A 25,183-nucleotide genomic window follows, 5' to 3' on the forward strand; every position below is an offset into this window, starting at 1 on the left:
GGCTCAGTTGGCGGCGGCGGGTTCGAGATGCTTGTCGAGCAGCGACTCGAAGGCGCGCTTGGGCTGGGCGCCGACCATGCCCTCGACCGGCTGGCCGTCCTTGAACAGGATCATCGTGGGGATGCTCATGACCCGGAACTGGCCTGAGGTCTGGGGGTTGTCGTCCACGTTGACCTTGCCCACCTTGACGCGGCCCTCGTACTGGCCGGCGAGCTCCTCGATGACCGGCCCGATGATACGGCAGGGACCGCACCAGGGCGCCCAGAAGTCGACCAGGGTCAGGCCCTCGCTGATCTCGTTCGTAAAGTTGGTATCCGTGAGTTCCACAGGCTTCATGCCCCGACTCTACACCTGCGGGCCTACCTGGAGATAGGGAATGCATGGGCATGGCCCTAAGCGGAGGTTTAACTCCGCGTGTGCGGGGCGACAATCGCGCCTATGCTGCGGCCATGAGTCCAAGGACCCGCCCCGCGCTCCCAGCGGTCACGGAGGAAGTCTGGCCGGGGCAGGACAGGCCGGCCGGCCTTCCCGCGGGGCCGACCCTGCGCCCTTCCGGGTGGTTCAGGTTCCCGGCGCAAGACGCATGAGGACTGGGCTCTGTCCGGAGCTGCGGCCCGAACTGCGGCGCGGCGCAGAGCTCTTTGGGGCAGGCGAGTGGTGGGAGGCCCACGAAGCCTGGGAGGCCGAGTGGATGCGCGCGTCGGGCGACGAGCGCCGCTTCGTCCAGGCGCTGATTCTGCTCGCCGCCGCCCTCCACAAGCGCTGGAAGATGGGCAGCGAGACCCACCGCAACTTCTACAAGGCCGGGGCGTATCTGGACTCTCTGCCCGGCGAGTACGGCGGGGTAGACCTCGTCGCCCTGCGGGCCGAGGTGTGGGCCGCGCTGCACACTGCGGGGCAGCGGCCTCAGCTGCGGGGCCCGGTGCTGGCCCGGCCGGGCGCCGCGCCGGACTGACGCTGGGTGGGCCGCGGACTGTCGCCCCTGGCCGGTGATCCGGTATCCTGCGTGGTGGCCCCCGGACGGGCGGCCGCAGTTCCGGAGACTCCCATGACAGAACGTATTGCACTCTTTATTGACGGCGCCAACGTGTACGCGGCGGCCAAACGCCTCGGTTGGAACTTCGACCACCGCAAGATCCTGGAGCATTTCGCGGCCTACGGCACGCTGCACAACGCCTTCTACTACACGGCCGTGCCCATGCCCATGGACGACAAGCAGAAGCGCTTCATCGACGCGCTGACCTACATGGGCTACACGGTGCGCACCCGGCCGCTGCGCGAGGCGACCGACGAACACGGCGACACCTACCGCCGCGCGAGCCTGGACATCGAACTCGTGACTGACCTGCTCACCGGTGCCGACCGCTACGACGTGGCCGTGCTCCTGACGGGTGACGGCGACTTCGAGCGCCCTGTCGAGGCCCTGCGCGCGCGCGGCAAGCGCGTGGTCGTCGCCTGCATTCCCGAGATGACGAGTTACGAACTGCGCAACGCTGCCGACGAGTACGTGGATTTCAAGGACATCCGCACCGAGGTCGAGCGCCCCGGCTACCGCCTGCCCAGCGAGTCGGGCCGCGGCAGCGACGCCCAGCGGGAAGCCCAGCGTCCCTTCTACGCCTCCTCGGCCGCCCTGAGTGGGGGCGATGAGCGCTGAGGCTCCGGTCCGCCTGCCCATCGCGCTCGACGCGGCGGGCGGCGACCACGGGGTAGCTCCCAACGTCGAGGGCGCGGTGCAGGCGGCGCGCGGCGGCGTGGGCGTGCTGCTCGTCGGCCCCCGCGTGGCCCTGCACGCCGAGCTGGGCAAGCACACGGGCAGCGCGGCCCTGCCCATCGAGGTCGTCGAGGCGGCTGACGTGATCGGGATGGACGATCACGCCAGCGACGTGCGCAGCCGCCGCGAGGCGAGCATCAACGTGTGCACGGCCCTGGTCAAGGAGGGCCGCGCCGCCGCCGCCGTGAGCATGGGCCACAGCGGCGCGACAATGGCGTCGGCGCTTCTCACCCTGGGCCGCATCAAGGGCGTGGACCGGCCCGCCATCCTCACGCACCTGCCGGCGCAGGGAGGGTTCACGACGCTGCTCGATGTGGGCGCCAACGCCGACGTCAAGGCCGCCTACCTCGCGCAGTGGGCGCGGCTGGCGACCGTCTACCTGCGGGTGGTCGAGGACCGGGAAAACCCCACAGTCGGCCTGCTCTCCATCGGGGAGGAGGACCACAAGGGCAGCGCGCTGGTCGTCGAGGCCCACGGCCTGCTGCGCGCGGCGCACGGGCAGGGGGTCAACTTTCACGGCAACGTTGAGGGCCGCGACATCCTGCGCGGCACCACCGACATCGTCGTGACCGACGGCTTTACCGGCAATGTGGTCCTCAAGCTGGCCGAGGGCGAGGCCAAGGTGCTCTTCGGCTGGGTGCGCGAGGCCCTGGGCAGCACCCTGAAGAGCAAGGTCGGCGGCCTGCTCGTGCGGGGCGCGCTGCGCGGCTTGGCCGAGCGGATGGACCCGAGTACCTACGGCGCGAGCATCCTGCTGGGCGTGCGCGGCCTGACCTTCATCGGGCACGGCAGCGCCGACGCCCGCGCGGTCAAAAACGCCCTGCTGCGCGCCGAGCGTGCCCATGAGGCGCAGCTCATCTCGCGCCTCGAAGCGGCGCTCGCGGCTCCCGCCTCCCAGGACTGAGCCCTACGCCAAACCCTCACTGTCTCATGAGAGATTGGCGCTCATGTGGGAACAGATTCAAACCCAATTCGCCAAGCCGCAGGTCTGGATCGGCTTGGCGATTACCCTGCTCGTGGCCTACGCCCTGTTCCGCTTCGGGCGGACGGTGCTGCGCCGCCTCGAACCGCACCTGAGCCGTCCACTGACACTGGGGTTGCGCGCACTCTGGATGCTGACGGTCGTGGTGGGCTGGCTCTCGGTCGCCACGCACGTCGCGTATCTGCCCAACGTACCGGTGCTGTTCGATCTTGGCCAGGACATCATGGGGGGCTTCCGCAACAGCGCGGGGCAGACAGTGGTCATCGTGGCACTGGCGCTCATCGCCTGGAATTTCGTCGGGCTGGTCAGCCGCCGGGTCGTGCCGGATCAGGAGTTCAACCGCCGCAGCGTGCGCGTGCAGACCCTCAAGGGCGCGGTCGAAAGTACCCTCAAGGTCGCCATTGCAATCATCAGCGTGATCGCGGGTCTTCAGGCGCTGGGCATCAACGCCAACAGCCTGCTCGCGGGCGTCTCGGTCCTGGGTCTGGCGGTGGGTTTCGGCGCGCAGAGCCTCGTGCGCGACGTGTTCACGGGGTTCTTCATCCTGCTCGAAGACCAGTACGGGGTGGGCGACGTGATCACGGTCAACGGCGGCGCGCTCTCGGGCGGCGTCGAGAGGCTCAACCTGCGCGTGACCACCCTGCGCGCGATGGACGGCACGGTGCACATCATTCCCAACGGCCAGATCAACACGGTCAGTGTGAGCAGCAAGGACTGGTCTCGCGTGGTCGCCACCGTGGACGTGACCTACACCGCCAATATCGACGACGCCCTGAAGGTACTCGAGCGCGTGAGCGACGAGATCTACAAAGACGAGCAGTGGAACGGCTTTTTTCTGGAGGCTCCCGAGCAGCAGGGGGTCACGCAGCTCGCGCCCGACGGCGTGACCCTGCGCGCACTGTTCAAGGTGCAGCCCAAGAGCCAATACGCCATCGGGCGCGAGTTCAACCGGCGCATCAAGATCGCCATGGACGAGCAGGGCATCGAGATTCCCTCGCCCCAGCGCGGCGTGACCTTCGGCGACCGCCCCCTGGAGATCCGGCTCGTGCGCGCGCCCAGGGACCACGGCAGTCTGGATGGCCAGAACCGCTCCCAGGCCCCGGTCCAGCCCTCGCTTACCCGCGAACCCGAAGAGGGCGAGCTGACCTGAGCCGTGAGGTCCCGCTGCTGGGCCGGAGCCCCGCGGCGACCCGCCGACCGGAGCCCCCGAGGCTCCAGGGTTTTCCCGGTCCCCGGAAGAGGCTGCCAGGGGGCCGGGAAGGCAGGAAATCCCCAAGGTCTGCCCAGCGCTGCCCCCTGGAAACTCTGTGGATATTTTCGCGTACTGTGGAGCATGACCCGCTCCTCCACCGCCCAGATCCAGGACATGTTCGCCCAGAGTACCGCCGTTCTCGTGCAGCCCAGTCCGCAGACCTTCGAGCGCTTCGAGCGCCGGGGCGGATTGAACCAGGCCCTGCTGTACGTGGTGTTGGCCGCGTTGGTGTCGGCCGTCATCGCGGGCTTCTTCGGCATCTTCCACAGCGGTGTCAACCCGCTGACCCAGTTCTTCAGCCGCCTGATCGGTATTCCGCTTCAGTTCTTCGCCTTCACGGGGCTGGTGTACTTCATCGGGCGCTCGCTGTTCCGGGGAACCGGCACCTTCCCCGAGGTGGCCTACTCCTTCGCGCTGTTCTACGTGCCCCTGAGCATCCTGGGCACCCTGATCGGGATCATTCCCATCCTGGGCTGGCTGGCCGGTCTGGTCATCGCCGTCGCCATGATCTACTTCGGCTACCTCGCCGCGCAGTCGAGCATGAACCTGCGCGATCCGGTCAGCTCAGTGGTGACGCTGGTCCTCTCGGGCCTGGCGTACTTCGTGGTCGGGCTGGTGCTCGCCGTCGTCTTCTGAGGTCGGGGCACGGAAGGAAGGGGGCAGCCAGCACGGCTGCCCCCTTCCTTTCCTGTGCTGCTCATTACTGCTCACCGTAGACGTGAACCGCCACGTCGAGTTTGCCCTGACCGCCGCCGTAGTACGTGCCGCGTACGGGCGACACGTCGCTGTATTCGCGGCCATGCCCGATCTTGATGTGCTTCTCGCCGGCCAGACAGTTGTTGGTCGGGTCGTAGCCCAGCCAACCGTAGCCGGGAATCAGGCACTCGACCCAGGCGTGGGTGGCCTCGGCTCCCAGCATCTCGCCGCCGCTGTAGAGGTACCCGCTGACATAGCGCGCCGGAATCCCCAGTTGCCGTGTGATGCCCAGCATGGCGTGCGTGAAGTCCTGGCACACCCCGCGCTTGAGCTGCGCGAACTCGGCCAGCGGCGTATTGACGGCCGTCGCCCCCGGGTCGTAAGTGAACATGCGGTAGAGCGTGGTCGTCAGCGACATCAGGAAGGCGGGCAGGTCGTCGTCGGGGCCGGGGCGCGCGACGCCGAACAGCTCCGGCCACGGCCCGGACGGCACGCGCGGGCTGGGCACCAGAAACTCGGTGTGGTGGCTGCGCACGCCGCGCAGCACGCTCATGGGGGCGGGCAGCGGCAGGGTGACGGGGTGGGTGTCCACGAGCGCCTGCGCCTCGATCAGGAGATGCGTGTGCGGCTCGTGAACGTGAACGTGGTGCACGATGGCCCCGAAGTAGTCCTTGTGCGAGGTCACTTCAGCGTCCGGCGTCACGTTCAGGTGAAAGAAACGCAGGGTCTGCCGCACCTCCTGAATGGGGTGCAGCCGCACCTGATTGAAGGAATCCCAGGCCGGTTTGGGGTAGTGGTACTCGGTGGTGTGCCGGATCTCGCAGCGCATACAGGGGCCTCTGGCAGCCCGGCGGAGTGCCCCAGGGGGCAGGCCTCGGCCGGGCCTCTTCTGACGCGGGCAGTCTGGCACGTTTGCCGGGACGGCGTGTTCATACAGTTCAGACGAGTCGCGCGCGGTGGCAGGAGTTGTTCACTGTTCTGCTCCACTGGACGCGGAAACCGTGCCCGGACGGACGAAGTTGGGTCCGCAGTGCACGGCGCATGGTCCGCCTATTCCTGTTGGAAGTAGGCCGCGTTGATGGCTGCCCCCACGCGGTTGAAGTCGCCCAGCAACTCTTCGAGCGAGGGGTCCTCGCCCCCCAGAATGTCGGTGATGCGCGAGTATTGCAGCCGCGCCACCAGCCACCGCGCCAGCCGCGCGATCTCGGGATGCTGGCCGGGATGACAACGCTCGATCTGCGAGAGGGCCTCGAACAGGTTCTCGGCGCTGTAGCGGACGCTGCGGGGAAAATACTCGTCGAGCAGCAGGAACTCACCGATGCGGTGAATGTCGATGCCGGTGTGGACCCGCTTGCGGTAGGCCTCGTAGGCGCTCGATCCCTTGAGCACGCTGACCCAGCGCTGTTCCTGAAGCGCTCGGCCCGCCGGGTCGGTCACGAGGCTGGCGTCGATCCCGCGGTAGCGGCTCTGCAGCACGCGCAGGGTGTTGTCGCCGCGTTCGAGCATCTGCCCGGCCCGCAGGAACGACCAGCCCTCGTCGCGCGGCAACGTGGCGAAGGCGATGCCGAAAAAGAACTGCGAGGCGTCGCGGGCGGCGGCGCAGTACTCGAACAGGCCGTCGCGGTCGAGCACCGCCTCGTTGCCGAAGCACAGGTTCAGGTAGCTGCGGTTCAGGGTCTCCCACATCTCGCTGGGCAGGCGGTCGCGCAGGCCGCGCGCGTTCTCGCGGGCGTGGGCCACGCTGCTGGCGATGGAGCTGGGATTGTCGCGGTCGAAGGCCAGCCACGAGCTGATGGCGCGGGCGTCGAGGCGGCCGTACTTGGCGCGCAGTTCGGTGTCGCCGCCCGTGAGTTCCAGCAGCGGCATCCAGTATTCGCGGGCTCGCCCGGCGGTCTCCAGGGTCGCGTAGTAGTTGACGTTCAGCAGCCGGGCGGTGTTTTCGGCCCGCTCGATATACCGCCCGATCCAGAACAGGTTCTCGGCCAGGCGCGAGAGCAGCAGCATCAGTTCTCCTCTCCCTGGTTCAGGGTGCCTTTTTCCAGTTCCTGCTGGTACGAGTGCTGGCCCGGCGTGCCTTCGGCGTGTGGCGCGCGGTCCGGCTCAGGGGCCAGTTCCTCCTTCTCCATTTCCTGTTGATAGGAGTGCTGGCGCAGCGGCGCCGGTTCGGGCGTGCTGGCCGGAGTCTCGCCGGACTGCTCCTGGCGGGGCTGAGGCCCGGTCTGGGTGCTGCCGTCCGTCTGCACGAGGTACTGCACCTGGCTCTGCTCGTAGGCGGCGACCCGCGCCTGCTCGGCGGCGTGTTCCTGGGCGCGGCGCACGGCTGCGGAGCGCTCGGGCGCCTCGTCCTCGCTGGACACAGTTCCGGTCTGAATGCCGGGGGTCAGGTGTCCCAGGGCGTGGTCGTGGCGCACGCCCTGGGCCTGGGGCGCACTCTGGGACTGCGACTGGCTCTGGCTGCCGCCGCCGGTCTGGGTCTGGCTCTGCGATTGGCCGCCCAGGCCCTGCGGTCCCCCCAGGCCCAGGGGCACCGAGCCGAAGCCGCCCTGGTACTGGCTCTGCGACTGGCTCTGGGTGCCCAGGGCGTCGCCGTGCATGATCTGGCTCATGCCCTGGGGCGCGGCGGGGCCGTCGTGTTCCAGCACCCAGGTGTCCTTGCTGCCGCCCCCCTGTGAGGAGTTGACGACCAGGCTGCCCCGGCGCAGCGCCACGCGCGTCAGGCCGCCGGGAACGATGGTCGTCTCCTGCGGGCCGCACAGGATGTAGGGCCGCAGGTCGATGTGCGCGGCCTCGAACTCCTGCGAGTCGGGGTAGAAGGTGGGATGGCGCGAGAGCCCCACCACCGGTTGGGCGATGAACTCGCGCGGGTTGGCGCGCACCTTGACCAGGAAGGTCTCGACTTCCTCGCGCGTCGCTGCCGGCCCGATGAGCATGCCGTAGCCGCCCGCTTCGCCGACCGCCTTGATCACGAGTTCGGCGGCGTTCGCCAGGATGTGTTCGAGGTGATCGGCGTTCCAGCCCAAATAGGTAGGCACGTTATTGAGGATCGGCGCCTCGCCCAGGTAGTAGCGGATCATGTCGGGCACGTAGGCATACACGGCCTTGTCGTCGGCGACCCCGGTGCCGATGGCGTTGGCGATGGCGACGCGGCCCTGGCGGTACACGTCCACGAGGCCCGCGACCCCCAGCGCCGAATCACGCCGGAAGGCCAGCGGGTCGAGGAAGTCGTCGTCCACGCGGCGGTAGATCACGTCCACCTGCTGCCGGCCGCCGGTCGTGCGCATCCAGACCCGGCCGCCGTCCACGAACAGGTCGCGGCCCTCGACGAGTTCCACGCCCATCTGCTGGGCGAGGTAGGCGTGCTCGAAATACGCGCTGTTGTACATGCCCGGCGTCAGCACGACCACGGTGCCCCGGTCGCGCGGCGACATTGAGCGCATCAGCGAGAGCAGCGCTGTGGCGTAGTGCCCCACCGGCCGCACGCCCTGGTCCTCGAACATGCCCGGATAGATCCGGGTCATGGCCTGGCGGTTGGCGAGCAGGTACGATACGCCGCTCGGCGAGCGCAGGTTGTCCTCGAGTACGAGGTACTCGCCGCGCTCGTCGCGGATCAGGTCGGTGCCCACGATGTGGGTATAGATGCCCTGCGGTACCTTGACCCCGTGGACCTCGCGCCGGAAGTGCGAGGACGTGTAGACGAGTTCGGCCGGAATGACGCCGTCGCCCAGGATCTGCGCGCTGCCGTAGATGTCACCCAGGAAGGCGTTCAGGGCCTTGACCCGCTGCTTGAGCCCGGCCTCCACATGCGCCCACTCGCTTGCCGGAATGATGCGCGGCACGGGGTCGAAGGGAAAGGTACGCTCGGTGCCCAGCGCGTCGCCGTACACCGTGAAGGTGATGCCCTGGTTGCGGAAGGCCATGTCCAGCAGTTCGTGTCGCCGGCTGAATTCTGCTGTGCCCAGCCGGTCTATGTAGTCATGCGCGCCCTGATAATGCGGCCGAACCTGCCCCTCTGGGGTAAACATCTCGTCGTAAAACCTGTTGCCCGGTTCGTACCTCATCTCGCCTCCCCATGTCGTGCGGTCACTTCAGGATACCGGCCCCGCCGTGGGCCGCGCCAGAACGGCGCCAGACAGCCCCGGCGCCGGTCAGGGCCCGCTATGCTCGGCCCAGTGAAACTCCGTGTCCTGCGCCGGCTGTGTGCCGCCCTGCTGTTCGTTGCCCTGGCTCTGGCGTCTCCGGTCACGGCGCAGAGTGGGGGGAGTTTCGGCGGCTCGACCGGGGGCAGCTCGTCCTCCTCGGGCTCCGGTTCGTCGGGGTCCACCTTCTCGGGGTCGTCGGGAACGCGGTCCTCCACATCGTCAGGGACGGCGTCCCCGGGCACGGATTCGCCAGACGACAGTGTGCCCGACTGGGTGGTCGAGGTCTTCCTCGTGCTCGTGTTTGCCGGGGCGGCCGTGTTCCTGCTGGTGTTCGTATGGCAACTGGCGCTCAGCCTGTTCGTGCCGCGCAGCGTGGTGTTCGTGCAGCTGCTGCTCGCCGAGTCGCCCGAGTTGCAGCGCCGCATCGGCAAGATCGCCCGCAGCGCCGACGCGGACGCGGCGGGCCAGCTGCCCGAGATGTTCCGGCAGGCTGTCCGGGCGACCCTGAAGGCCAGCCCCGACTGGGTCTACGGACACGCGGTCGTCGAACGGGGCCGCTCCGGCGCCATGACCCGCCGGCTCGCGGCCCTCGCCGTCCTGGCCCGCGCCGCCTTCACGGTCGAGACGACGAGCAACCAGCAGGACGGCCGCGACGACGGTCCCGAGGTGCAGGCCGACACCTCCACGCGGGCAGACGGCGCGCCGCTGTATTTCGCCGTGTCGCTCGGGGCTGTCACGACCCGCACCCTGCGCGCCCTGCCCCCCGGGCCCCAGAACGCCGAACAGCTCCGGGCCGTGCTGGAGGAACTGGCCCAGAAGGGCAACATCGAGGAGGTGCAGGTCATCTGGAGCCCCGACACCCCCGGCGAGTTCCTGACCGACAACCAGGCCCTCGGCAAATACCCGGACCTGGGCAAGCTCTGAAGCCTCAGGCCAGCGTGCCGGCGGGCAGGAGCACCGCCCGCGCCGGGGCGCCGTCCACGCCCGCCAGGGGGAGGGGCAGGCACATCAGGTCGTAGTCGCCGTCGGGCGTGGCGCTGAGGTTCAGGCCCTCCAGAATGAGGACGCCGGTCTCGCGGCAGGCCGCGTGGGCCTCCAGGGTCTTGCTCGTCATCGGGTCCACGCTGGGGCAGTCGGTTCCCAGGAGGCGCACGCCGCGCCGGGCGATCTCGTGCACGAAGCTCGGGGTCAGGGCCGTGAAGTCCTCGGGAAAGGTGTCCCAGTGGGCGGGCTGCCCGGTGTGCAGCAGCAGCCGGGGCGGCAGCACGTCGGGCAGGCCCGCCAGGGCGTCGGGAGTCACGTAGCCGTCCTGCGGGGTGACGCTCAGCACTTGGCAGGGACCGACGTACACTTCCAGCGGCACCTCGTCCAGACGCACGCCCGCGTCGTCGTAATGCCAGGGCGCGTCCACGTGGGTGCCGGTGTGGGTGCTCGTCGCCAGCTCGCCCGTGTTCACGCTGTCGCCCTGGGCGATGCGGGCCACCGGGGTCAGGCGGTAGGGGGCGTCGCCGGGCCAGGTGGGGTGGCCGGGCGTGAGCAGACGCGAGATGTCTTGCATGGGCATGCGCGCAGGATAGCGGGCAGCAAGAAAAAAGGCCCGCCACGTTGCCGGGCGGGCCTGGGTGCAGTTCGGGCTCAGACGCTGATTTCGGCGAACCTCGCGTTCTCGCGGATGAACTCCTTGCGCGGGGCCACGTCGTTGCCCATCAGGGCGTCGAAGATCTCGTTGGCGATGATCAGGTCGTCGATGCTCACACGCTTGAGGACGCGGCGTTCGGGGTCCATGGTGGTTTCCCACAGTTGCTCGGCGTTCATCTCGCCCAGCCCCTTGAAGCGCTGGATCTCGTACTTGCGCCCGTCACGGGTGGCCTGCGCCACATGCCGCTTGAGCTCTTCCTCGTTGTAGAGGTAGGTGCCCTTCTTCTCGCGGCCCACGGTAATCCTGTAGAGAGGCGGCTGCGCGATGTACAGGTGGCCCTGCTCGACGATAGGCCGCATATAGCGGAAGAAGAAGGTGAGCAGCAGCGTCGTGATGTGCCCGCCGTCCATGTCGGCGTCGGTCATGATCACAACCTTGTGGTAGCGCAGGTTCGAGAGGTCGAAGTGCATCTGGTCGCCCGTGCCCTCGACGCCCGCCCCGATGGCGCCGATCAGGCTGCGGATTTCGGCGTTCTTCAAGATCTTGTTGAGCTCGGCCTTTTCCACGTTCAGGATCTTGCCGCGCAGCGGCAAAATCGCCTGGAAGCGCCTTTCACGTCCGCCCTTGGCCGATCCGCCGGCCGAGTTGCCTTCCACGATGAACAGTTCGCTCTCCGAGGGATCCTGCGACGAGCAGTCGGCAAGCTTGCCGGGCAGGTCCTCGTTGTCCAGCGGGTTGCTGCGGCGCACGATGTCGCGGGCCTTGCGTGCGGCCTCGCGGGCGCGGGCAGCCTCGGCGGCCTTCTCGACGATCGTCTTGCCGATCTTGGGGTTCTCTTCGAGGAACTCCGCGAACTTCTCGCCGACCACCGCGTTCACGGCCGTCTGGGCCTCGCTGTTGAGCAGCTTGACCTTGGCCTGCGACTCGAACTGCGGCTCGCCGAGCTTGACCGACACCACGCAGTAGATGCCTTCGAGGAGGTCGTCGCCGCTGGGCACGGGGTTGCCTGACTTGATCATGTTCTTGTCGCGGGCGTACTTGTTCAGAATGCGGGTATACGCCGTCTTGAACCCGGTCAGCGGCGTGCCGCCGTCGCGGGTGCGGATCATGTTGGCGTAGGTCAGGATGTTGTCGCTGGCGTAGGTGTTGGCGTGGATGAACGCCACCTCGACCTCGACGTCGTTGCTCCGGCCGCGCATCACGATGGGCTGGTCATAGAGCAGCTTGGTGTCGTCGGTGACGAGCGCGCGGGCGAAGTTGGCGATGCCGCCCTTCTCGAAGAACTCTTCTTGCTTGATCTCGCCACCGTGCAGTTCGGTGCGCTCGTCACAGATGACGATCTTCAGGCCGGTCAGGTACGCCAGTTCACGCAGGCGGTTGCGGATGCGCGAGTAGTCGAACTGGTTGTCGAACTCCTTGAAGATGGCCGGGTCGGGCAGGAAGGCCACGCTCGTCGCCCACGTCACGTCGTCCGGCGTGGGGCCGAGGTCTTCGAGGGGAGTCGCCAGTACGCCCTTCTCGAACCGGATGTGGTACAGGCGCCCGCCCTTGTTGACGTGCACGTCGAGGAAGGTCGAGAGGGCGTTCACCACGGTCGAGCCGACGCCGTGCAGGCCGCCGGACACCTTGTAGGCGCCCTGGCCGAACTTACCGCCCGCATGCAGCTCGCTGAAGATCACTTCGATGGCTGGGCGGCCCTTGGACTTCATGATGTCCACCGGAATGCCGCGCCCGTCGTCGATCACCGAGGCGCTGCCGTCGGCGTGCATGGTGATGCGCACCTCGGTCGCGAAGCCCGCGAGGCCCTCGTCGATGCCGTTGTCGATGATCTCGGTCAGGAGCTGGTGGTAGCCGTCCACACCCGTGCCGCCCTGCACGTACATGCCGGGGCGCTTGCGTACGGCGTCCATGCCCTCGAGCATGGTGATGTGGTCGGCGGTGTAGTCGGCGCTCGGGCCGGCCTGCGCGGTCAGCTCGGTCACGGTGGAAGGTTCGTCAGTTCTGGTCATGGATCTCCTCGGCCACCCTGGTACTGGTGGTCCTGGTCCAGAGAATTCAAGGGGGGTCAATCGGGGGAAAGACGCGCACTGGGCCGCCTTTCCAGCGGTCCCTCAGTATACTCCGAAGGTTGAAAACGGTCAAATTTATTCTGTAGTGGACAGAATAGGTGGGGTGATTTGCGCGGGGCGGAGCCGGGGGGCGCCTCGCCCCGCGCTCCGCTTCCGCATCCCGCCGTCAGGGGGCACAATAGGGGGCCGATGCCCCGCGCCGCCCTGTCCTTCCGTCTCACCGCCGCGCTGCTGTGCGGGAGCCTCGCCCTGGCTGCCTCGCCGGCGGCTCCCGTCCCCACGCCTACGGCGGCCGAGTCCTGCACCCTGCCTGCCGGTACGCTGCCCACCCTCACGCGCGCCGTGTTCGTTCTCGACACCAGCGGCAGCATGCGCGGCATCGGGGACGGTCGGGCCGACATCTTCGGCCGGGTCAAGGCCAGCGTGAGCGCCTACGTGGCGGCGGCCCGGCCGGACCGTGTGGACCTCATCACCTTCGACGGCGGCCTGCGCACTCGCCGGGGCTACGCGCTGCCCGCCGACGCCGATACCTTCGCGCGGGACCTCGCGGCTCTGCGCGCCGACGGCTCGAACACCTACCTGTACCGCAGCCTGCGCGACGCCCTGTCGCCGCTGGCCGGGGGCGAGCGCTACCTCACCGACGTGTTTCTCCTCACGGACGGCATCGACAACAATCCCCGGCGCCGGGTCAGCGCGGCGCAGGCGCTCGCGGCCTTCCGGGGGCGCGGCGCCCTCGACCGCTTGACCTATCTCGCCCTGGGCACCGAGATTCCCGCCGAGGCGGTCTCGGCACTGGCGGGCAGCGGCTACGCGCGCGGCCTGAGTCTGCCGGTCGGCACCGTGCCGGACCTGAGCCGCGTACGCGGCACCGTGCCGGTCACTGTCACCGACCCCGCGCAGGTGCCGGCTCCCTACCCCGACGGTACGCCGTTGCAGCTCGGGGGGCCGGGGGGCGCGGAGATCGCCCTCGCCCAGCTACAGGCCTCAGGCGGCCTGACCCGGCTTTCTGTCCGGGTGGAGGTGCCGCAGGGCACGGCGGCGCTGCTGTGCGCCGCGCCGGCGGGCGCTGCGTCCACCACTGGCACCGCTCTGGAGGGCCTGCCGCCCCAGCGCGTGCTGCTCACCCTGAACCTGCCGCCGCAGCCCGCCGCTCCGCAGGGCTGGCTGGCCTGGGTGCGCGGGGTGCTGGGCAGAGACTCCGCGGCCGGGTCAGGGGGCCGCGCGGTACAGGCCGCCGCTCCTGTGAATGCTGCAGCCGGCGGAGCGCGCTGGCAGTGGCTCAACCCCGGAGCCGACCGCACGCTGTCGCCTGGAGAGGACACCGTGCTGCGCTACCGTGTCTCGCCCGGCACCGACCTGACGGGCGCGCGGCTGGAGCTGCCCGGCGACGCGGGGGGGGCTGCCGCCGGCCTGGAGACGGCCCTGGAGACGCAGCCGGGCGCGCACGAGTTCACCGTGCGCCTGCGCCGCGCCGCTGAAGCGGGCCAGAGTCCCACAGGTCAGGAGGTCTCCGCCCGGCTCATCCTCGCTTCCGGTGAGACGCTGGCGCTGCCGGGGGTATTCGCGGGACCGCAGGCGGGAGCGGGCCAGACCGTGGTGCTGACCCCGGTCGGAGAGGGGCCGGAGGCCGGGGCCACCCCGACCGGTCCGGCGGCGCCCCGCGGCGCCCCGCGCTGGGGCCTGTGGGTGCTGGGGGGGGCGCTGCTGCTGGCCCTGGCGGCCCTGGCCCTGCGGCGCCGGCGCGGCGCGGGCAGCGGAGGTCCCGCCCCGCGGAGCGCGGCCGTCCCTGCGGCGCGGCACAGTTTCGCGGCCGGAGCAGTGCCCACCGTGGAGGGCCTGACCTACAAGGAGGACCGCACGCTGGCCCTCGTCATGGTGGGCGGCGAACTGAGCAGCGTTCCCACGCCGCTGGGCGGGCCCTTCGACATCGGCCTGCTCTCCCGGGTCCCTCACCTGAGCGGCGTGCGCGCCGAGCAGCACCGGGACGGTCTGCGTCTGCTGCACGTGCCGGACGACCTCGAAGTTCGCCAGAGCGGCCGGCTGCTGCGGCCCGGCGACGTCGTGCGGCCCGGGACCCTGCTGGACGTGGCGCTGGCCGACGCCTCGCGCGTGCCGCACCCCCCGCTGGGGTCGCTGGTGGGCCTGGGGCTGCCGCTGACCCTGCGGGCCGACGGCGTGAACGTGCAGGTGGCCGGGCCCTACGCCACCCACGCCCTGAGCCTGCCGTCCGGGATCACCGATCTGGGCGAGGCGTTCGGCGCGCCGGCGCTGCGCGGCCTGAAGGTGAGCGTCACGGCCGGGCGAATCCTGCTGGCCGATCTGCCCGCCGACCTGCTCCTGAACCGCGTAGGGGACCCGCAGCCGCTGCGCCCTGGTACCTACCTGCCCCCCCAGACCGAACTCGGCCTGCCCGAACGCTGAGCGGCTTCCGGCGGGTCCGGGTCACCTGACCTGCGGCCAGGGCGCCGGGCACGCTACGCTGCGGGGTATGGAGTTGCTGCGGCTCATTCACGGGTACATCCTGCCCCCGCTGTTGCCGGTGCCCCTCATCACCACGCCGCTGACCCTCATCACGCTCGTGCTGTTCGTGTGGAGCCTCGCGCCGGCCCTGAAGGGCGAGGTGCGGCCGGGGTTCGTGGTGTGGGTGCGCGTGACCTGGCTCGCCTTTCTGTTGCCGGCGGTGACCGGGGTGGCGCTGGCCCTGGGCGGCCTCAAGGTGCCCAGTTCGACCGACGTGGGGGGCGGCTTGACCAAATACGGCCTGCCGGTGGACGCCAAACGCGACGGCGAACACTGGATGTACGCGGTCTTCGCGCTGCTGAGCCTGTTCATCATCGAGGTCCTCATTGCCGGGCGCATCCTCGACCGCAAGAAGGGCCTGCGGTACCTGCCGGTCGTGACCCTGTTTCTGTACGGCGTGGCGTACATGGTCGCGCGTGTGGCGGTGTTTCCCGGCAATTCGGTGACTGGCGGCTGAGCCCTGAAGACGGCGGTGTCCTTTTCCGGATGAGATTCCGGTCAGTTTGAGTTCATCCGGCGTCCGGTGCGCCGTGTTCAAGTGGGCACCGGATGCGACGTGTTGCCCTGACTCTGCTGTTTTTTTCCCTGCCGGTGCCCGGTGCGCCGGCCTGGGCCGCACCCACGACCCCGGTTGTCCGGCCCGTCACCATGAAGGTGAAGGCCGGCGACACCCTGTACCGCCTCGCCCGGACCCATCACCTCAGTGTGGTTCAGCTGCGGCGTTGGAACGGCCTGAGCGGCAACGTCATCCATGTGGGGCAGGTGCTGCGCCTGCGCCCTCCGGCGACTCCCGCCGCCGTCACCAGGCCGGTCGCCGCTCCAGTCAAACCAGCGCTGGTCAAGCCACCTCCTGCCAAGCCAGCGGCTGCCAGACCTGCACCGGTACCGGACCCCGTGAAGCCTGCCGCGCCGGCGGTCAGCCGCAGCGGCGGGATATATACCGTCAAGCGCGGCGACACGCTGGGAGTGATCGCGCGCCGGGCGGGGGTCAGCGTGGAGGCTCTGCAACAGGCCAGTGGCCTGAAGGGCACCCTGCTCCAGCCGGGCCAGCGCCTGCGGGTACCCCCGCGCGGCACGGTGGCGGCCGCACCCGCGGTGGTGCGGGTCCCCGCCCTGCCCGCCGGCAAGGAGTCGCGGCTGGTCTACACCTACGTGCGGGTGGGCCGGGGCGAGACCGCGACGGGCCTCGCCGCGCGCTACCGCACCACCCCCGACGCCCTGCGGCGCCTGAACGGCCTGTCCACCGTCCAGATGATCGTGCCGGGGGCCAAGGTGCTGGTGCCCAGCCGCGTGGCGGTACCGGTGCCCCCGGCGGCGCTGCGCAGCGCCGTGAGCTACCGCGCCGCGCGTCCCCTGAACATCCCCGTCCAGGTCGTGCAGGTAGACCTGCGCTGGCGCAACGTGCTCGTGGCGCCGGTGCTGCCTGGCCGCGGCCTGAGCTTTGCCAGTGGGGCCACGGTGGGTTCCCTGGCCCGCACGAGCGGCGCGCGGGCGGTGGTCAACGGCAGTTATTTTCACCCGCACACCTACGCGCCGGCCGGCGACATCGTCATGCAGGGGCGGCTGCTGACGTGGGGACGCATTCCGGCCGCGCTGGCGATCACGCCCGACAACCGCGCGAGCATCGCCGCCAGCACCACCGCGCTGTTCAGCCGTCCGCTTGATACGAGCTGGTCGGGCATGGAGACGGTCGTCGCCACCGGGCCGCGTATCGTGACGCGCGGGGCGGTGCAACATACCTACAGCGGAATCTTTCAGGACCCGGCCCTCTTCGGGCGAGCGGCGCGCAGCGCGGTGGGGCTGCTCAGCAACCGCGACCTGCTTCTCGTGACCACCCACGCCCGCCTCACCACCGTCGAGATGGGCAAGGTCATGGCGAGCCTGGGCGCGCGCGACGCGCTGCTCCTCGACGGTGGTAGCAGCGCGGGGCTAGCCTGGAACGGCGCGGCGGTCCTCGACAGCGTGCGCAAGGTGAGTTACGGCATCGGGGTCTTCGCCAACTACACGGGGCGCCGGTACGCCCGGTAGAGGGGCAGGGGACCGGACAATGAAGCGACCCGCAGGGCTGGGCGGGCGCCCGCGGAGTTCAGGGAAGGGCTTCAGGCGCTAGCATGGCGGGATGACCCATTTCGCACGTCCCTGCGGGGGGCAGCCATGAAACCCGCCCAGATCCAGTCGCAGCTTCAGCGCGTGCTGAGTGAAGCCATCGCCGGCCTGCGCGACCCGCGCGTGCCCATGATCGTGACCGTCGAGCGGGTGCAGGTCGCGCCCGACTACACCTTGGCCCGCGTATACGTCAGCGCGATGGGCGCCGATATGCCCGAACTGCTCGACGCCCTGACCCACGCGCGTGGGCACCTCCAGCGCGAGATAGCCTCCCAGGTCAAGATGCGCCGCACCCCCAACCTGGAGTTCCGCTCGGCGGCCGACTCACCCCTCTGACCGTGCCTGACCTTCCTTCCGCCGACCGCAGTTTCACCTCGGAGTTCCGGGTGCGCTACGCCGAAACCGACGCGATGGCGGTCGCCCACCACGCCACCTACCCGGTGTGGTTCGAGGTGGGCCGCAGCGACCTGATGCGTGAGCTCGGACTTCCCTACGCCGAGATCGAGGCGCGCGGCTACTACCTCATGCTCAGCGGCCTGCACGTGCAGTACCGGCGCGCCGCCCGCTACGACGACCGCCTACGGCTGACCACCCGCGTCTCAGAGCTGCGAAGCCGTACCCTCAAGTTCAGTTATGCCCTGCACCGCCTGGGCGAGGAGGGGGCGCCGCCCGAACTGCTGGCGACCGGTGAGACGCACCACATCGCCACCGACCGGAACTACCGCCCTGTCCGGATGCCCGACGACGTTCTGGAGCGACTCAAGCCCTGATGAGGGTGGCCACACGAACGAACGTGGGCGAACATGGACGAGAGGTGAGGGGAAAGTGACATTCCGCAGATGAAGCCGGGGTAAACTTTCTCTGAGTCATGACGGTTTCCCCACTTCCACTCGTGCTGGTCGTTTCTGCGCAGCGCGGTCACGCCCCGGCGCTGGCCGCGGCCCTGCGCGTCGCGGAGGTGCGATACCTGCCCGACAGCGACACCCTGCTGCGCGAGGCCAACCTGCGCGCCCCGCAGGTCGTACTGCTCTACACCGACACGCCCGGTACGCCGCTGGCCCAGGTACTGCCGATCCTGCGCCGCCGCGCCGAACTCGCGGCGACGCAGTGGCTGGCGGTGGGCACCCAGGGCCTGGGCGAACTGCTGGCCGCCGGGGCAGACGGACTGGCGAGTGACGCGACCTCACCGGAGGCGCTGGCCCTACAGGTCCGGAACATGCTGGCGCGTTCGCAGGCGCATACCGACGCACTGGAACGCGTGGCGACCCTGCAACGCCGCATGGACACCTGGGAGCACGAGGAACGGGTGCGCGACCAGCTCGTGCACATGCTCGTCCACGACCTCAAAAACCCCATCGCGGCCGTCATGGGACTGCTGGAGGTTGTCGAGGACGACACCCGGCTGCCGCCCGACTCGCGCGAGCTGCTGCGGGTGGCGCGCGACGAGGCCCAGCACCTGCTGCACCTCGCCGTGAACATGCTTGATGTCCGCAAGATCCAGGCGGGCAAGATGAACCTGCGCCGCGAACTCATGTTCAGTCCCATGTTTAGCGAAGTGATGGACCTCGCGCGGGGCGATGTGGGCAGCGGCCTGAGAGAACGCAATCTCCAGATTCACGTCGAGCAGGGCTTCAGCCCGGTCAACGCCGACGCCGAGATCCTGCGCCGGGTCATGGCGAACCTCATCAGCAACGCCCTCAAACATACGAGCCAGGGCGGCCTGATCGCGGTCGAGGTACGCACCGACGGGCCGGACCTCTCGGTCAGCGTGCGTGACGACGGCGAAGGCATCCCGGAAGACGATCTGCCCAACCTCTTCGCCGCCTTCGAGCAGAGCCGCCTGACCCTGCACGGCCGCTTCGATACCGGGATGGGCCTGGCCTTCTGCAAGATGGCGGTCGAGGCCCACGGCGGCCACATCGGCGTCGAGTCCGTGCGCGGCAAGGGGTCGCGGTTCGCCTTCTCGCTGCCTTTTGCCCAGGACAATGAGGACGACGACTTCGTCGAACTCCTGAGCTGAGGCCAGCCGGACAGTCTGGGGCCGGCGCGTGATTGGCAGCTCGTCCAGGCGCCCGGCGGCAATTTCGCGGGGCGCCTGGAGACGGCTCAGTCGTCGGCTGCCGCGCCCTGAAGCTCCGGATGGATACCGAAGTCCTCGGCGACGAGGCGGGCCGTCATCTTGGCCGACATCATCACGCTGGGGGTCCCCGCGCCCGGCTGCGCGCCCGCACCGACGAGGTACAGGCCGCGCACGTCCTCGCTGCGGTTGTGCGGCCGGAAAAAGGCGCTCTGGGCCAGCACCGGCTCGGGACCGAAGGCGTTGCCCAGGTAGCTGTCGAGCGTGCCCTCGAAGTAGTCTGGGGTCACGTATTCGAAGTGGGTCAGGCGGGCGCGCAGGTCCGGGATGAAGCCGCGTTCCTCGAGGTAGTCCAGCACGCGCCCGGTGAGTTTCGGTCCCTCGACCGACCAGTCGATGCCGCTGCCTTTGTGGGGCACCGGCACGAGCGTGTAGGCAGCGTGATGCCCGGCCGGGGCCAGCGCCGGGTCGGTGAGGGTCGGGACGTGCAGGTACTGGCTGAAGTCCTGGCCCAGCACCTTCTTTCTGAAGATCTCGCGCAGCAGCGCCTCGTAGCGTGGCCCCAGCAGAATGTTGTGGTGGCGCAGGTTCAGCGGCTGTCCGTCGTCGCGGAACCCGAAGTAGATCACCAGCAGGCCCATGCTCTGCGGCGCGGCCTTGACCCGCAGGTCGTTGTTGACGAGCCGGGCGGCGGTGGGCACGCGCTTGAGGTAGGTGTTGGCCCAGTCGCCGTTGCTCACCACGATGTCGGCGCGCAGTTCCTCGCCGCTTTCGAGCCGCACGCCGCGCGCGACGCGGGGGCCGACGGGGGCACGTACCGGACCGCCCCGGCCGTTCTCGACCAGAATCTCCTCGACGCCCGCGCCGTAACGCACCGTGCCGCCCAGTTCGCGGAATTTGCGCACGAAGCCCTGCACGAGCGCGCCCGTGCCGCCCATCGCGTAGTGCACGCCCCAGGTCTTCTCGACGAAGTGGATCATGGCGTAGATGGCCGGCACGCTCAGCGGGTTACCGCCGATGAGCAGCGTCTCGAACGAGAACACCTGCCGCATCTTGTCCGAACTGAAATACCGCGACGTGAACGAGAACAGGGTCCGTACCGCGTCCAGCTTCATCAGGTCGGGGACGACCCGCAGCATGGTGGGCAGGTCGCCGAAATGGGTGTACCCCAGTTCCAGAAAGCCGCGCTCGAAGATGGCCTGCGCGTCACGGTGAAATCGCTCGTAGCCCTCCAGGTCTTCCGGGGCCAGTCGCGCGATCTGTTCGCGGGTGCTGACGGGGTCGCCGTCGTAGTCGAAGAAGGTGGCGTCGTCGAACACGATGCGGTAGAAGGGCAGGATCGGGACGAGATTGACATACTCGCGGGTGCGCGGGCCGCCGCTGTCGCCCTCGCGGACCCGCTCACCGTTCAGGGTGTGGGGCGGGTAGTCGGGGGTGGTCAGCGCGGCGTGGCCCCGCTCGAGCGAGAACAGTTCCTCGATGAAGTGCGGCACCGTGATGACGGTCGGCCCCATGTCGAACACGTAGCCGTCCTCAGTGCGTTTCTGGTAGGCGCGGCCGCCCGGGCCGTCCAGGCGTTCCAGAATGGTCGTGTCGAAGCCCAGGCTCTGAAGCCGGATGCCCAGGCTCAGGCCGCCGATGCCGGCACCGATGATCAGGGCGCGCTTGCGCTGTCCGGGGCCGGCGGGATGGGAAAGGGAAGAATCGGAAGTCATGGTCGGAGAAACCTCCCGCCGGAACTGGGCGGCAGCGTGGAATGAGGAGAAGGGTGGACTCAGGCGGGTGAACTGCGCAGTTCCCACCAGGCCTGCGGGAGCATCATCAGTTTGCGCCGCCCACTGACGTAGGCCCGGCGGTTGAAGTTGTCGTAGCCGGCGGCCTCCAGGTCGTCCAGGATGCCCTCGTAGGCGCGGGCGGCGGTGGCGACGGCCAGCCGGGCGCGGCCGCGCAGCAGCGGGATACCCGCGCGGCCCTCGGCGTACCACGCGCGGGCCTGGGCCGTCAGGTCACGCAGCATGGCGCGGTACTCAGGCGTGACCACGCCGCGTTCCAGGTCCGCGCGGCTCAGACCGTAGCGGGCCAGCACCTCGGCCGGCAGGTAGACCCGTCCCAGTGACAGGTCCTCGCCCACGTCGCGCAGGATGTTCGTGAGCTGCATGGCCTGGCCGAGTCGCAGCGCCCGGTCCAGGGTGGCCTCGCCGCCCTCGTAACCGCTGATCGGCGCGATCATGAACCCCACCACGCCCGCTACCCGGCGGCAGTACAGCGTGAGGTCATCCATGTCGGCGTAGCTGTGGCCGCGCAGGTCCATGCGCAGGCCCTCGTGCAGTTCGGAAAAGGCGCTCAGCGGAATAGGGTACTCACGCACGGCCCAGGCCAGGGCGGTGTCGGTGGGGTGCTGGCTCGGCCGGCCAGCGAAGGCACCCTGTACCCGCGACCACCAGTCGGCCAGCCGCGCCTCTACGTCGGAGCCGCCCCCGTCGGCAATATCGTCACCTTCACGGCAGGCGGCGTAGACGGCCCACACGGCGGCGCGCTGTTTGCCAGGAAAACAGCGCGAACCCAGGTAAAAAGTCTTGCTGTGTTCCCGGGTCACGGCCTGGCAATGCCGCAGGGCCCGCCCCAGAGCCGGGTCGGCCACGGGAGGGCGTGCGGGCGGAGCATAGTCAGTCACGGGCAGGGTCCTCTGAGACGGGCTCGAACGGGGGGCGGGCGCACCGGCGGCGTGATCCGGCCATGAAAACCGGAGCGGCGTGGCCTCCAGGAAGGTGGGCACAGCCGCAGAGCACTGAACCCGGAATCACGTCCGACCGGTCCGGGACGGGGCCGGGGGGTACGCGCGACAGACGCAATCCATATAGCCCGAGTGTACGGGGAGGGGCAGGGAGGCAATCTCACGCTTTGTTACACATCGCCCGGTCGCCCGGCTTCCTTAAGAAAATGTTCAAATTGCACGCTACCGCTCCGGCAGGCCATACGCCGGCGCAGCCCGGGCACCTGCCGCGCCGTCCAGGCCGGATCGAAAAAGCTCAGACCGCCGAGGGCCCCGAGCAGGGTCTGACCGGGGCCACCCGTGCGCGCCAAGTACATGAGCCACAACTGGCCGCCGGGCCGCAGCACCCGGGCGAGCTCGCCCAGGAAACGGGCCGGATCGTGGGTCTCGTTCAGGGTGGCGCCGACGGTCACACCGTCGAAACTGGCGTCCGGCAGGCCGCTGTCCTCGAGATTGAGCATGGCCCAGTCGATCAGCGCCGAAGTCTCCCGGCGTTGGCCCTCGCGCAGCATCGCGGGGCTCAGGTCGGCGGCCAGCACGGCGCAACCCTGAGCGGCCAGTACCCCGGCGTAGAACCCGGCGCTCGTGCCCGCGTCCAGCCAACGTTCTCCAGCACTGGGACGGCATTCTCCGAGAAAGAGCGCCCGCTCGCGCTCCAAACCAAAAGGCTGGCCGCTCAGCAGGGTCAGCGACTGCGCGCGCCACAGCATGTACCCGCGGGCCGTGAGGGGCGCAAGGTTGCTGAGCTGCGCCCGCGTGAGTGTAGGCACGGAGACGGCATGAGAATGATTGAGGGAATCTTTGGGGTGCCGCTCCGGTCGCATTGTGTTCATTATGCTGTTCTGGAGATTGGCCTGCCCAGAGGGAGGCTGGCCGGCGCGCTCGGGGCGCTGGGCCAGGAGGACATAATGGAAGAAAAGAAGAGTATGGGCGGCGCATTGATCGACGTGTTCGACGCGGCCCTGGTGCTGGTCAAGTCGGAACTAAGCGGGCTGTTGAAAAAACTCACGGCCGTCATCAAGGCCAAGGGTCTGGGCGTCGTTCTCATGCTGGGCGCGGTCGGGCCCCTGCTCTTGGGCCTCGTCTTCCTCATCTTGTTCGTGTTCTACGGCCTGATGCGTCTGGGTCTGGGGGCCTGGGCCGCCGCGCTGCTCATCGCGCTCTTCAGCTTTGCGCTGACGGCCGCCCTGATCGTTCTGGGCCTGAAGAAACTGTCGGCCGACGACGACCTGGGCCAGCCCAAGCGCAAGGAGGGGCCCATGACCGAGGACGAGCGTCTCGAAGCCCAGTACCAGGCCGACAAGCGGGCCGAGAAGGCCCGGGCCGACCACGAGAAGAAGGGCGCGGCTGTGGGCACTCCGGCGGGCAGTGTGCCGCTGGCGTCGGTCACCCTGGGCAAGGGCCGCGAGCCCGAGCCGGTCGGTGTGCCCGGCCACGTCTCGACCACCGGCACCTCGGGACGGGACCCCAGCAGCCAGTACACCGACCAGGCCACGGGCGGCGTGCGTCCCAACCCCGAGATTCCCCGCGACGCCATCAACTACGCGGCGGGCGAGAGCCGGGTGCTCAACGGAGAGGACGGCGCGGCGACCGTGCGCGTCGAGGGCGGCACCGTGACCGTGCCGGTCTACGAAACCGACGAGGACGGCAAGCCCCAGATGTACAGCACCGGTATCAACGACAAGCTCGAAGGCAGCACGCTGCCCGCGGGCCCGGCCCCCAGCCACGGCGGCGGACACGGCCACAAGAAGCACGATCCCAACATTCAGGAACCCGTGGTGCTCAAAGACGCGCCCGGTATTCCCGTCAGCACGGCGCCGACCTACCGCGAGGACATGAAGGAAGCCGAAGTCGGCGCGTCCGACACCGGAACCGTTCGGGTCGACACCGTGAAACTCGGTAAGGAGGACCGCCGTGACTGAGCACTCCGAGTACCGCACCGAGCAGGAAGAAGCCCGCGAACGCCTCAAGCAGAGCATCGACGCTCTGGCCGAGCGTGCCAACCTGCAGGTGCAGATGCAGAAAGAACCCCTGAAGATGCTGGGCGGGGCCTCGGCGGTCGGCGCCCTGGTCGGGATGGTCGTGGGGCGGCAGTTCCGGCGCAGCAAGAAGATCTACGTGGACGCCGGTAGTCCTGTCAAGCACCAGAAGGGACTGGTCAAGGCTCAGCAGAAACAGCAGGGCCAGAGTGTCGGCGGCGCGCTCGCCGCGACCCTCGCCACGCTGGCGGTCAAGACCCTGACCGACCGCGTGCTGTCGCCCAAACTCGAGGAGATCGCCAGCGGTCTGCTGGAAAAGGCTGGTCAGGCCCCTCAGGCCGGCGCGCGGCCGACTGCCACCACTGGTCGGCAGGCCATGCCGGTGCGCCCGGCCTCGGCAGCCCGCTCGGACACCCCGGCAACCCGCCCGGAATCGCCCACCGGTACGGCCGCCTTCCTGAAACGGCCTGCGGACGGCGGCGCCTCGCTGCCCACCGCCGCCGAGAGTGCCAGCGCACAGGCGTCGGCCGACGGCAGCGCTCCGCCCCGGGCGCAGGCGCACCCCGGCATCGTGCCCATGCCGGCCAGCCATGTCGAGGCCAAGGCCCAGGGCACGCCCCTGTCGCCCGAGGAAAAGGCCAACCCCAACGCCCACTGAGTCGCGCAGACTCGGCGGCGGCTCACCCGGTAAGGGTGGGCCGCTCCCGATTTGGCCCGCCTGAGTTTTGCTACCCTGCCTTCATGACCGCCACCGCCCAGCGCAGCACCCGCCAGCGAGACGTGATTTCCCGCGTCCTCGACACGGCCGAGGGGCCGCTGGGCGTCGCGGAGGTTCTCGGGCGTGCCCAGGGTGACCTGCCGGGACTCGGCATCGCCACGGTGTACCGCACCCTCAAACTGCTGACCGACCAGGGCCGCATCCATCCCGTGACCCTCGACGGCGAGACGCTGTACGAGGCCTCGGGCCGGGGGCACCACCACCACTTTTCCTGCACGGCCTGCGGCAAGGTGTTCACGCTGCATACCTGCCCGGTCGCCCTGCCGCGCGGCACGGTGTATCCCGGTGGGTTCATCGTCGAGGCGCACGAGGTCACGCTCTACGGCCGCTGCCCGCAGTGCGCCGCGTCCCAGAGCTGAAGCGCGGCCTGCCGGCGGCCTGACCCCTGGAACCGCTCCCAGA

The 25,183-nt window shown here is 69.3% G+C and carries 23 protein-coding genes and 1 pseudogene; 15 read left to right on the forward strand and 9 right to left on the reverse strand.

The features are described 5' to 3' along the window. Positions 1 to 3: 3 nt before the first annotated feature. Positions 4 to 336: a thioredoxin gene (gene trxA, locus ASF71_RS20860; RefSeq protein ID WP_056303721.1), complete on the reverse strand. Its 333-nt coding sequence runs from the start codon at positions 334 to 336 to the stop codon at positions 4 to 6. A 247-nt stretch (positions 337 to 583) separates the two neighbouring features. Between trxA and ASF71_RS20865 the strand changes: the two genes are divergently transcribed. The 5 genes from ASF71_RS20865 to ASF71_RS20885 all read left to right on the forward strand — a co-directional run bounded on the left by ASF71_RS20865 (position 584) and on the right by ASF71_RS20885 (position 4,641). Then, complete coding sequence (locus tag ASF71_RS20865; RefSeq protein ID WP_056303723.1) at positions 584 to 955, forward strand: DUF309 domain-containing protein; 372 nt, start codon at positions 584 to 586, stop codon at positions 953 to 955. A 93-nt stretch (positions 956 to 1,048) separates the two neighbouring features. Continuing rightward, the gene (locus ASF71_RS20870; protein WP_056303725.1) at positions 1,049 to 1,654 is read left to right on the forward strand and encodes an NYN domain-containing protein; all 606 of its coding nucleotides are present in this window, start codon (positions 1,049 to 1,051) and stop codon (positions 1,652 to 1,654) included. Next, positions 1,644 to 2,675 (forward strand): phosphate acyltransferase PlsX, encoded by a 1,032-nt coding sequence (gene plsX / locus ASF71_RS20875; protein ID WP_056303727.1) that lies wholly within the window; start codon positions 1,644 to 1,646, stop codon positions 2,673 to 2,675. Before ASF71_RS20870 ends, plsX begins: the two co-directional genes overlap by 11 nt. Before the next feature lie 43 nt (positions 2,676 to 2,718). Beyond that, entirely contained in the window at positions 2,719 to 3,903 is a 1,185-nt protein-coding gene (locus ASF71_RS20880) for a mechanosensitive ion channel family protein (protein ID WP_056303729.1), read from the forward strand. Positions 3,904 to 4,086: 183 nt separating this feature from the next. Then, entirely contained in the window at positions 4,087 to 4,641 is a 555-nt protein-coding gene (locus ASF71_RS20885) for a YIP1 family protein (protein WP_056303731.1), read from the forward strand. A gap of 64 nt (positions 4,642 to 4,705) precedes the next feature. On the opposite strand, the gene ASF71_RS20890 is transcribed toward ASF71_RS20885, so the two are convergent. From ASF71_RS20890 to ASF71_RS20900, 3 genes and pseudogenes are all read right to left on the reverse strand, one after another. Beyond that, positions 4,706 to 5,530 (reverse strand): transglutaminase family protein, encoded by an 825-nt coding sequence (locus ASF71_RS20890; RefSeq protein WP_056303733.1) that lies wholly within the window; start codon positions 5,528 to 5,530, stop codon positions 4,706 to 4,708. 221 nt (positions 5,531 to 5,751) lie between these two features. Further along, positions 5,752 to 6,705, reverse strand: a complete 954-nt coding sequence (locus ASF71_RS20895; RefSeq protein WP_056303735.1) for an alpha-E domain-containing protein — start codon at positions 6,703 to 6,705, stop codon at positions 5,752 to 5,754. A gap of 629 nt (positions 6,706 to 7,334) precedes the next feature. After that, positions 7,335 to 8,759: pseudogene (locus ASF71_RS20900) on the reverse strand (circularly permuted type 2 ATP-grasp protein); the annotation flags it as partial. A 111-nt stretch (positions 8,760 to 8,870) separates the two neighbouring features. Here ASF71_RS20900 and ASF71_RS23280 point away from each other — a divergent pair. Further along, on the forward strand, positions 8,871 to 9,764 hold the full coding sequence (locus tag ASF71_RS23280; RefSeq protein WP_162243153.1) for a DUF1517 domain-containing protein: 894 nt from the start codon (positions 8,871 to 8,873) through the stop codon (positions 9,762 to 9,764). A gap of 4 nt (positions 9,765 to 9,768) precedes the next feature. Here the strand turns inward: ASF71_RS23280 and ASF71_RS20910 are convergent, their stop codons facing one another. Both ASF71_RS20910 and ASF71_RS20915 read right to left on the reverse strand, forming a co-directional pair. Beyond that, positions 9,769 to 10,398: a cyclase family protein gene (locus ASF71_RS20910; RefSeq protein WP_056303893.1), complete on the reverse strand. Its 630-nt coding sequence runs from the start codon at positions 10,396 to 10,398 to the stop codon at positions 9,769 to 9,771. A 77-nt stretch (positions 10,399 to 10,475) separates the two neighbouring features. Further along, on the reverse strand, positions 10,476 to 12,488 hold the full coding sequence (locus ASF71_RS20915) for a DNA gyrase subunit B (RefSeq protein ID WP_056303739.1): 2,013 nt from the start codon (positions 12,486 to 12,488) through the stop codon (positions 10,476 to 10,478). A 249-nt stretch (positions 12,489 to 12,737) separates the two neighbouring features. On the opposite strand from ASF71_RS20915, the gene ASF71_RS20920 reads away from it, so the two are divergent. The 6 genes from ASF71_RS20920 (at position 12,738) to ASF71_RS20945 (ending at position 19,194) form a co-directional block, all read left to right on the forward strand. After that, on the forward strand, positions 12,738 to 14,969 hold the full coding sequence (locus tag ASF71_RS20920) for a vWA domain-containing protein (RefSeq protein ID WP_056303741.1): 2,232 nt from the start codon (positions 12,738 to 12,740) through the stop codon (positions 14,967 to 14,969). 67 nt (positions 14,970 to 15,036) lie between these two features. Then, the gene (locus tag ASF71_RS20925) at positions 15,037 to 15,525 is read left to right on the forward strand and encodes a hypothetical protein (RefSeq protein ID WP_056303743.1); all 489 of its coding nucleotides are present in this window, start codon (positions 15,037 to 15,039) and stop codon (positions 15,523 to 15,525) included. Positions 15,526 to 15,617: 92 nt separating this feature from the next. Beyond that, positions 15,618 to 17,096, forward strand: a complete 1,479-nt coding sequence (locus ASF71_RS20930; RefSeq protein ID WP_056303745.1) for a LysM peptidoglycan-binding domain-containing protein — start codon at positions 15,618 to 15,620, stop codon at positions 17,094 to 17,096. Positions 17,097 to 17,222: 126 nt separating this feature from the next. Then, the gene (gene rbfA, locus ASF71_RS20935) at positions 17,223 to 17,510 is read left to right on the forward strand and encodes a 30S ribosome-binding factor RbfA (RefSeq protein WP_056303747.1); all 288 of its coding nucleotides are present in this window, start codon (positions 17,223 to 17,225) and stop codon (positions 17,508 to 17,510) included. A gap of 2 nt (positions 17,511 to 17,512) precedes the next feature. After that, positions 17,513 to 17,944, forward strand: coding sequence for a thioesterase family protein (locus ASF71_RS20940; RefSeq protein ID WP_156373026.1), 432 nt, complete (start codon positions 17,513 to 17,515; stop codon positions 17,942 to 17,944). 98 nt (positions 17,945 to 18,042) lie between these two features. Further along, positions 18,043 to 19,194: a sensor histidine kinase KdpD gene (locus ASF71_RS20945; RefSeq protein ID WP_056303749.1), complete on the forward strand. Its 1,152-nt coding sequence runs from the start codon at positions 18,043 to 18,045 to the stop codon at positions 19,192 to 19,194. An 86-nt stretch (positions 19,195 to 19,280) separates the two neighbouring features. Here the strand turns inward: ASF71_RS20945 and crtI are convergent, their stop codons facing one another. From crtI to ASF71_RS20960, 3 genes are all read right to left on the reverse strand, one after another. Further along, on the reverse strand, positions 19,281 to 20,966 hold the full coding sequence (gene crtI / locus ASF71_RS20950) for a phytoene desaturase family protein (protein WP_056303752.1): 1,686 nt from the start codon (positions 20,964 to 20,966) through the stop codon (positions 19,281 to 19,283). Positions 20,967 to 21,025: 59 nt separating this feature from the next. Continuing rightward, positions 21,026 to 21,925, reverse strand: coding sequence for a phytoene/squalene synthase family protein (locus tag ASF71_RS20955; protein ID WP_235514664.1), 900 nt, complete (start codon positions 21,923 to 21,925; stop codon positions 21,026 to 21,028). A gap of 230 nt (positions 21,926 to 22,155) precedes the next feature. After that, positions 22,156 to 22,734: a class I SAM-dependent methyltransferase gene (locus tag ASF71_RS20960; RefSeq protein WP_082506288.1), complete on the reverse strand. Its 579-nt coding sequence runs from the start codon at positions 22,732 to 22,734 to the stop codon at positions 22,156 to 22,158. 198 nt (positions 22,735 to 22,932) lie between these two features. Between ASF71_RS20960 and ASF71_RS20965 the strand changes: the two genes are divergently transcribed. From ASF71_RS20965 to ASF71_RS20975, 3 genes are all read left to right on the forward strand, one after another. After that, complete coding sequence (locus tag ASF71_RS20965) at positions 22,933 to 23,946, forward strand: phage holin family protein (RefSeq protein ID WP_200939759.1); 1,014 nt, start codon at positions 22,933 to 22,935, stop codon at positions 23,944 to 23,946. Then, positions 23,939 to 24,661 (forward strand): hypothetical protein, encoded by a 723-nt coding sequence (locus tag ASF71_RS20970; RefSeq protein WP_056303755.1) that lies wholly within the window; start codon positions 23,939 to 23,941, stop codon positions 24,659 to 24,661. The genes ASF71_RS20965 and ASF71_RS20970 overlap by 8 nt, the downstream gene beginning before the upstream one ends. A gap of 83 nt (positions 24,662 to 24,744) precedes the next feature. Continuing rightward, positions 24,745 to 25,140, forward strand: a complete 396-nt coding sequence (locus ASF71_RS20975; protein WP_056303757.1) for a Fur family transcriptional regulator — start codon at positions 24,745 to 24,747, stop codon at positions 25,138 to 25,140. Positions 25,141 to 25,183 lie beyond the last annotated feature (43 nt).

The sequence above is a fragment of the Deinococcus sp. Leaf326 genome, assembly GCF_001424185.1.
GTDB lineage: Bacteria > Deinococcota > Deinococci > Deinococcales > Deinococcaceae > Deinococcus.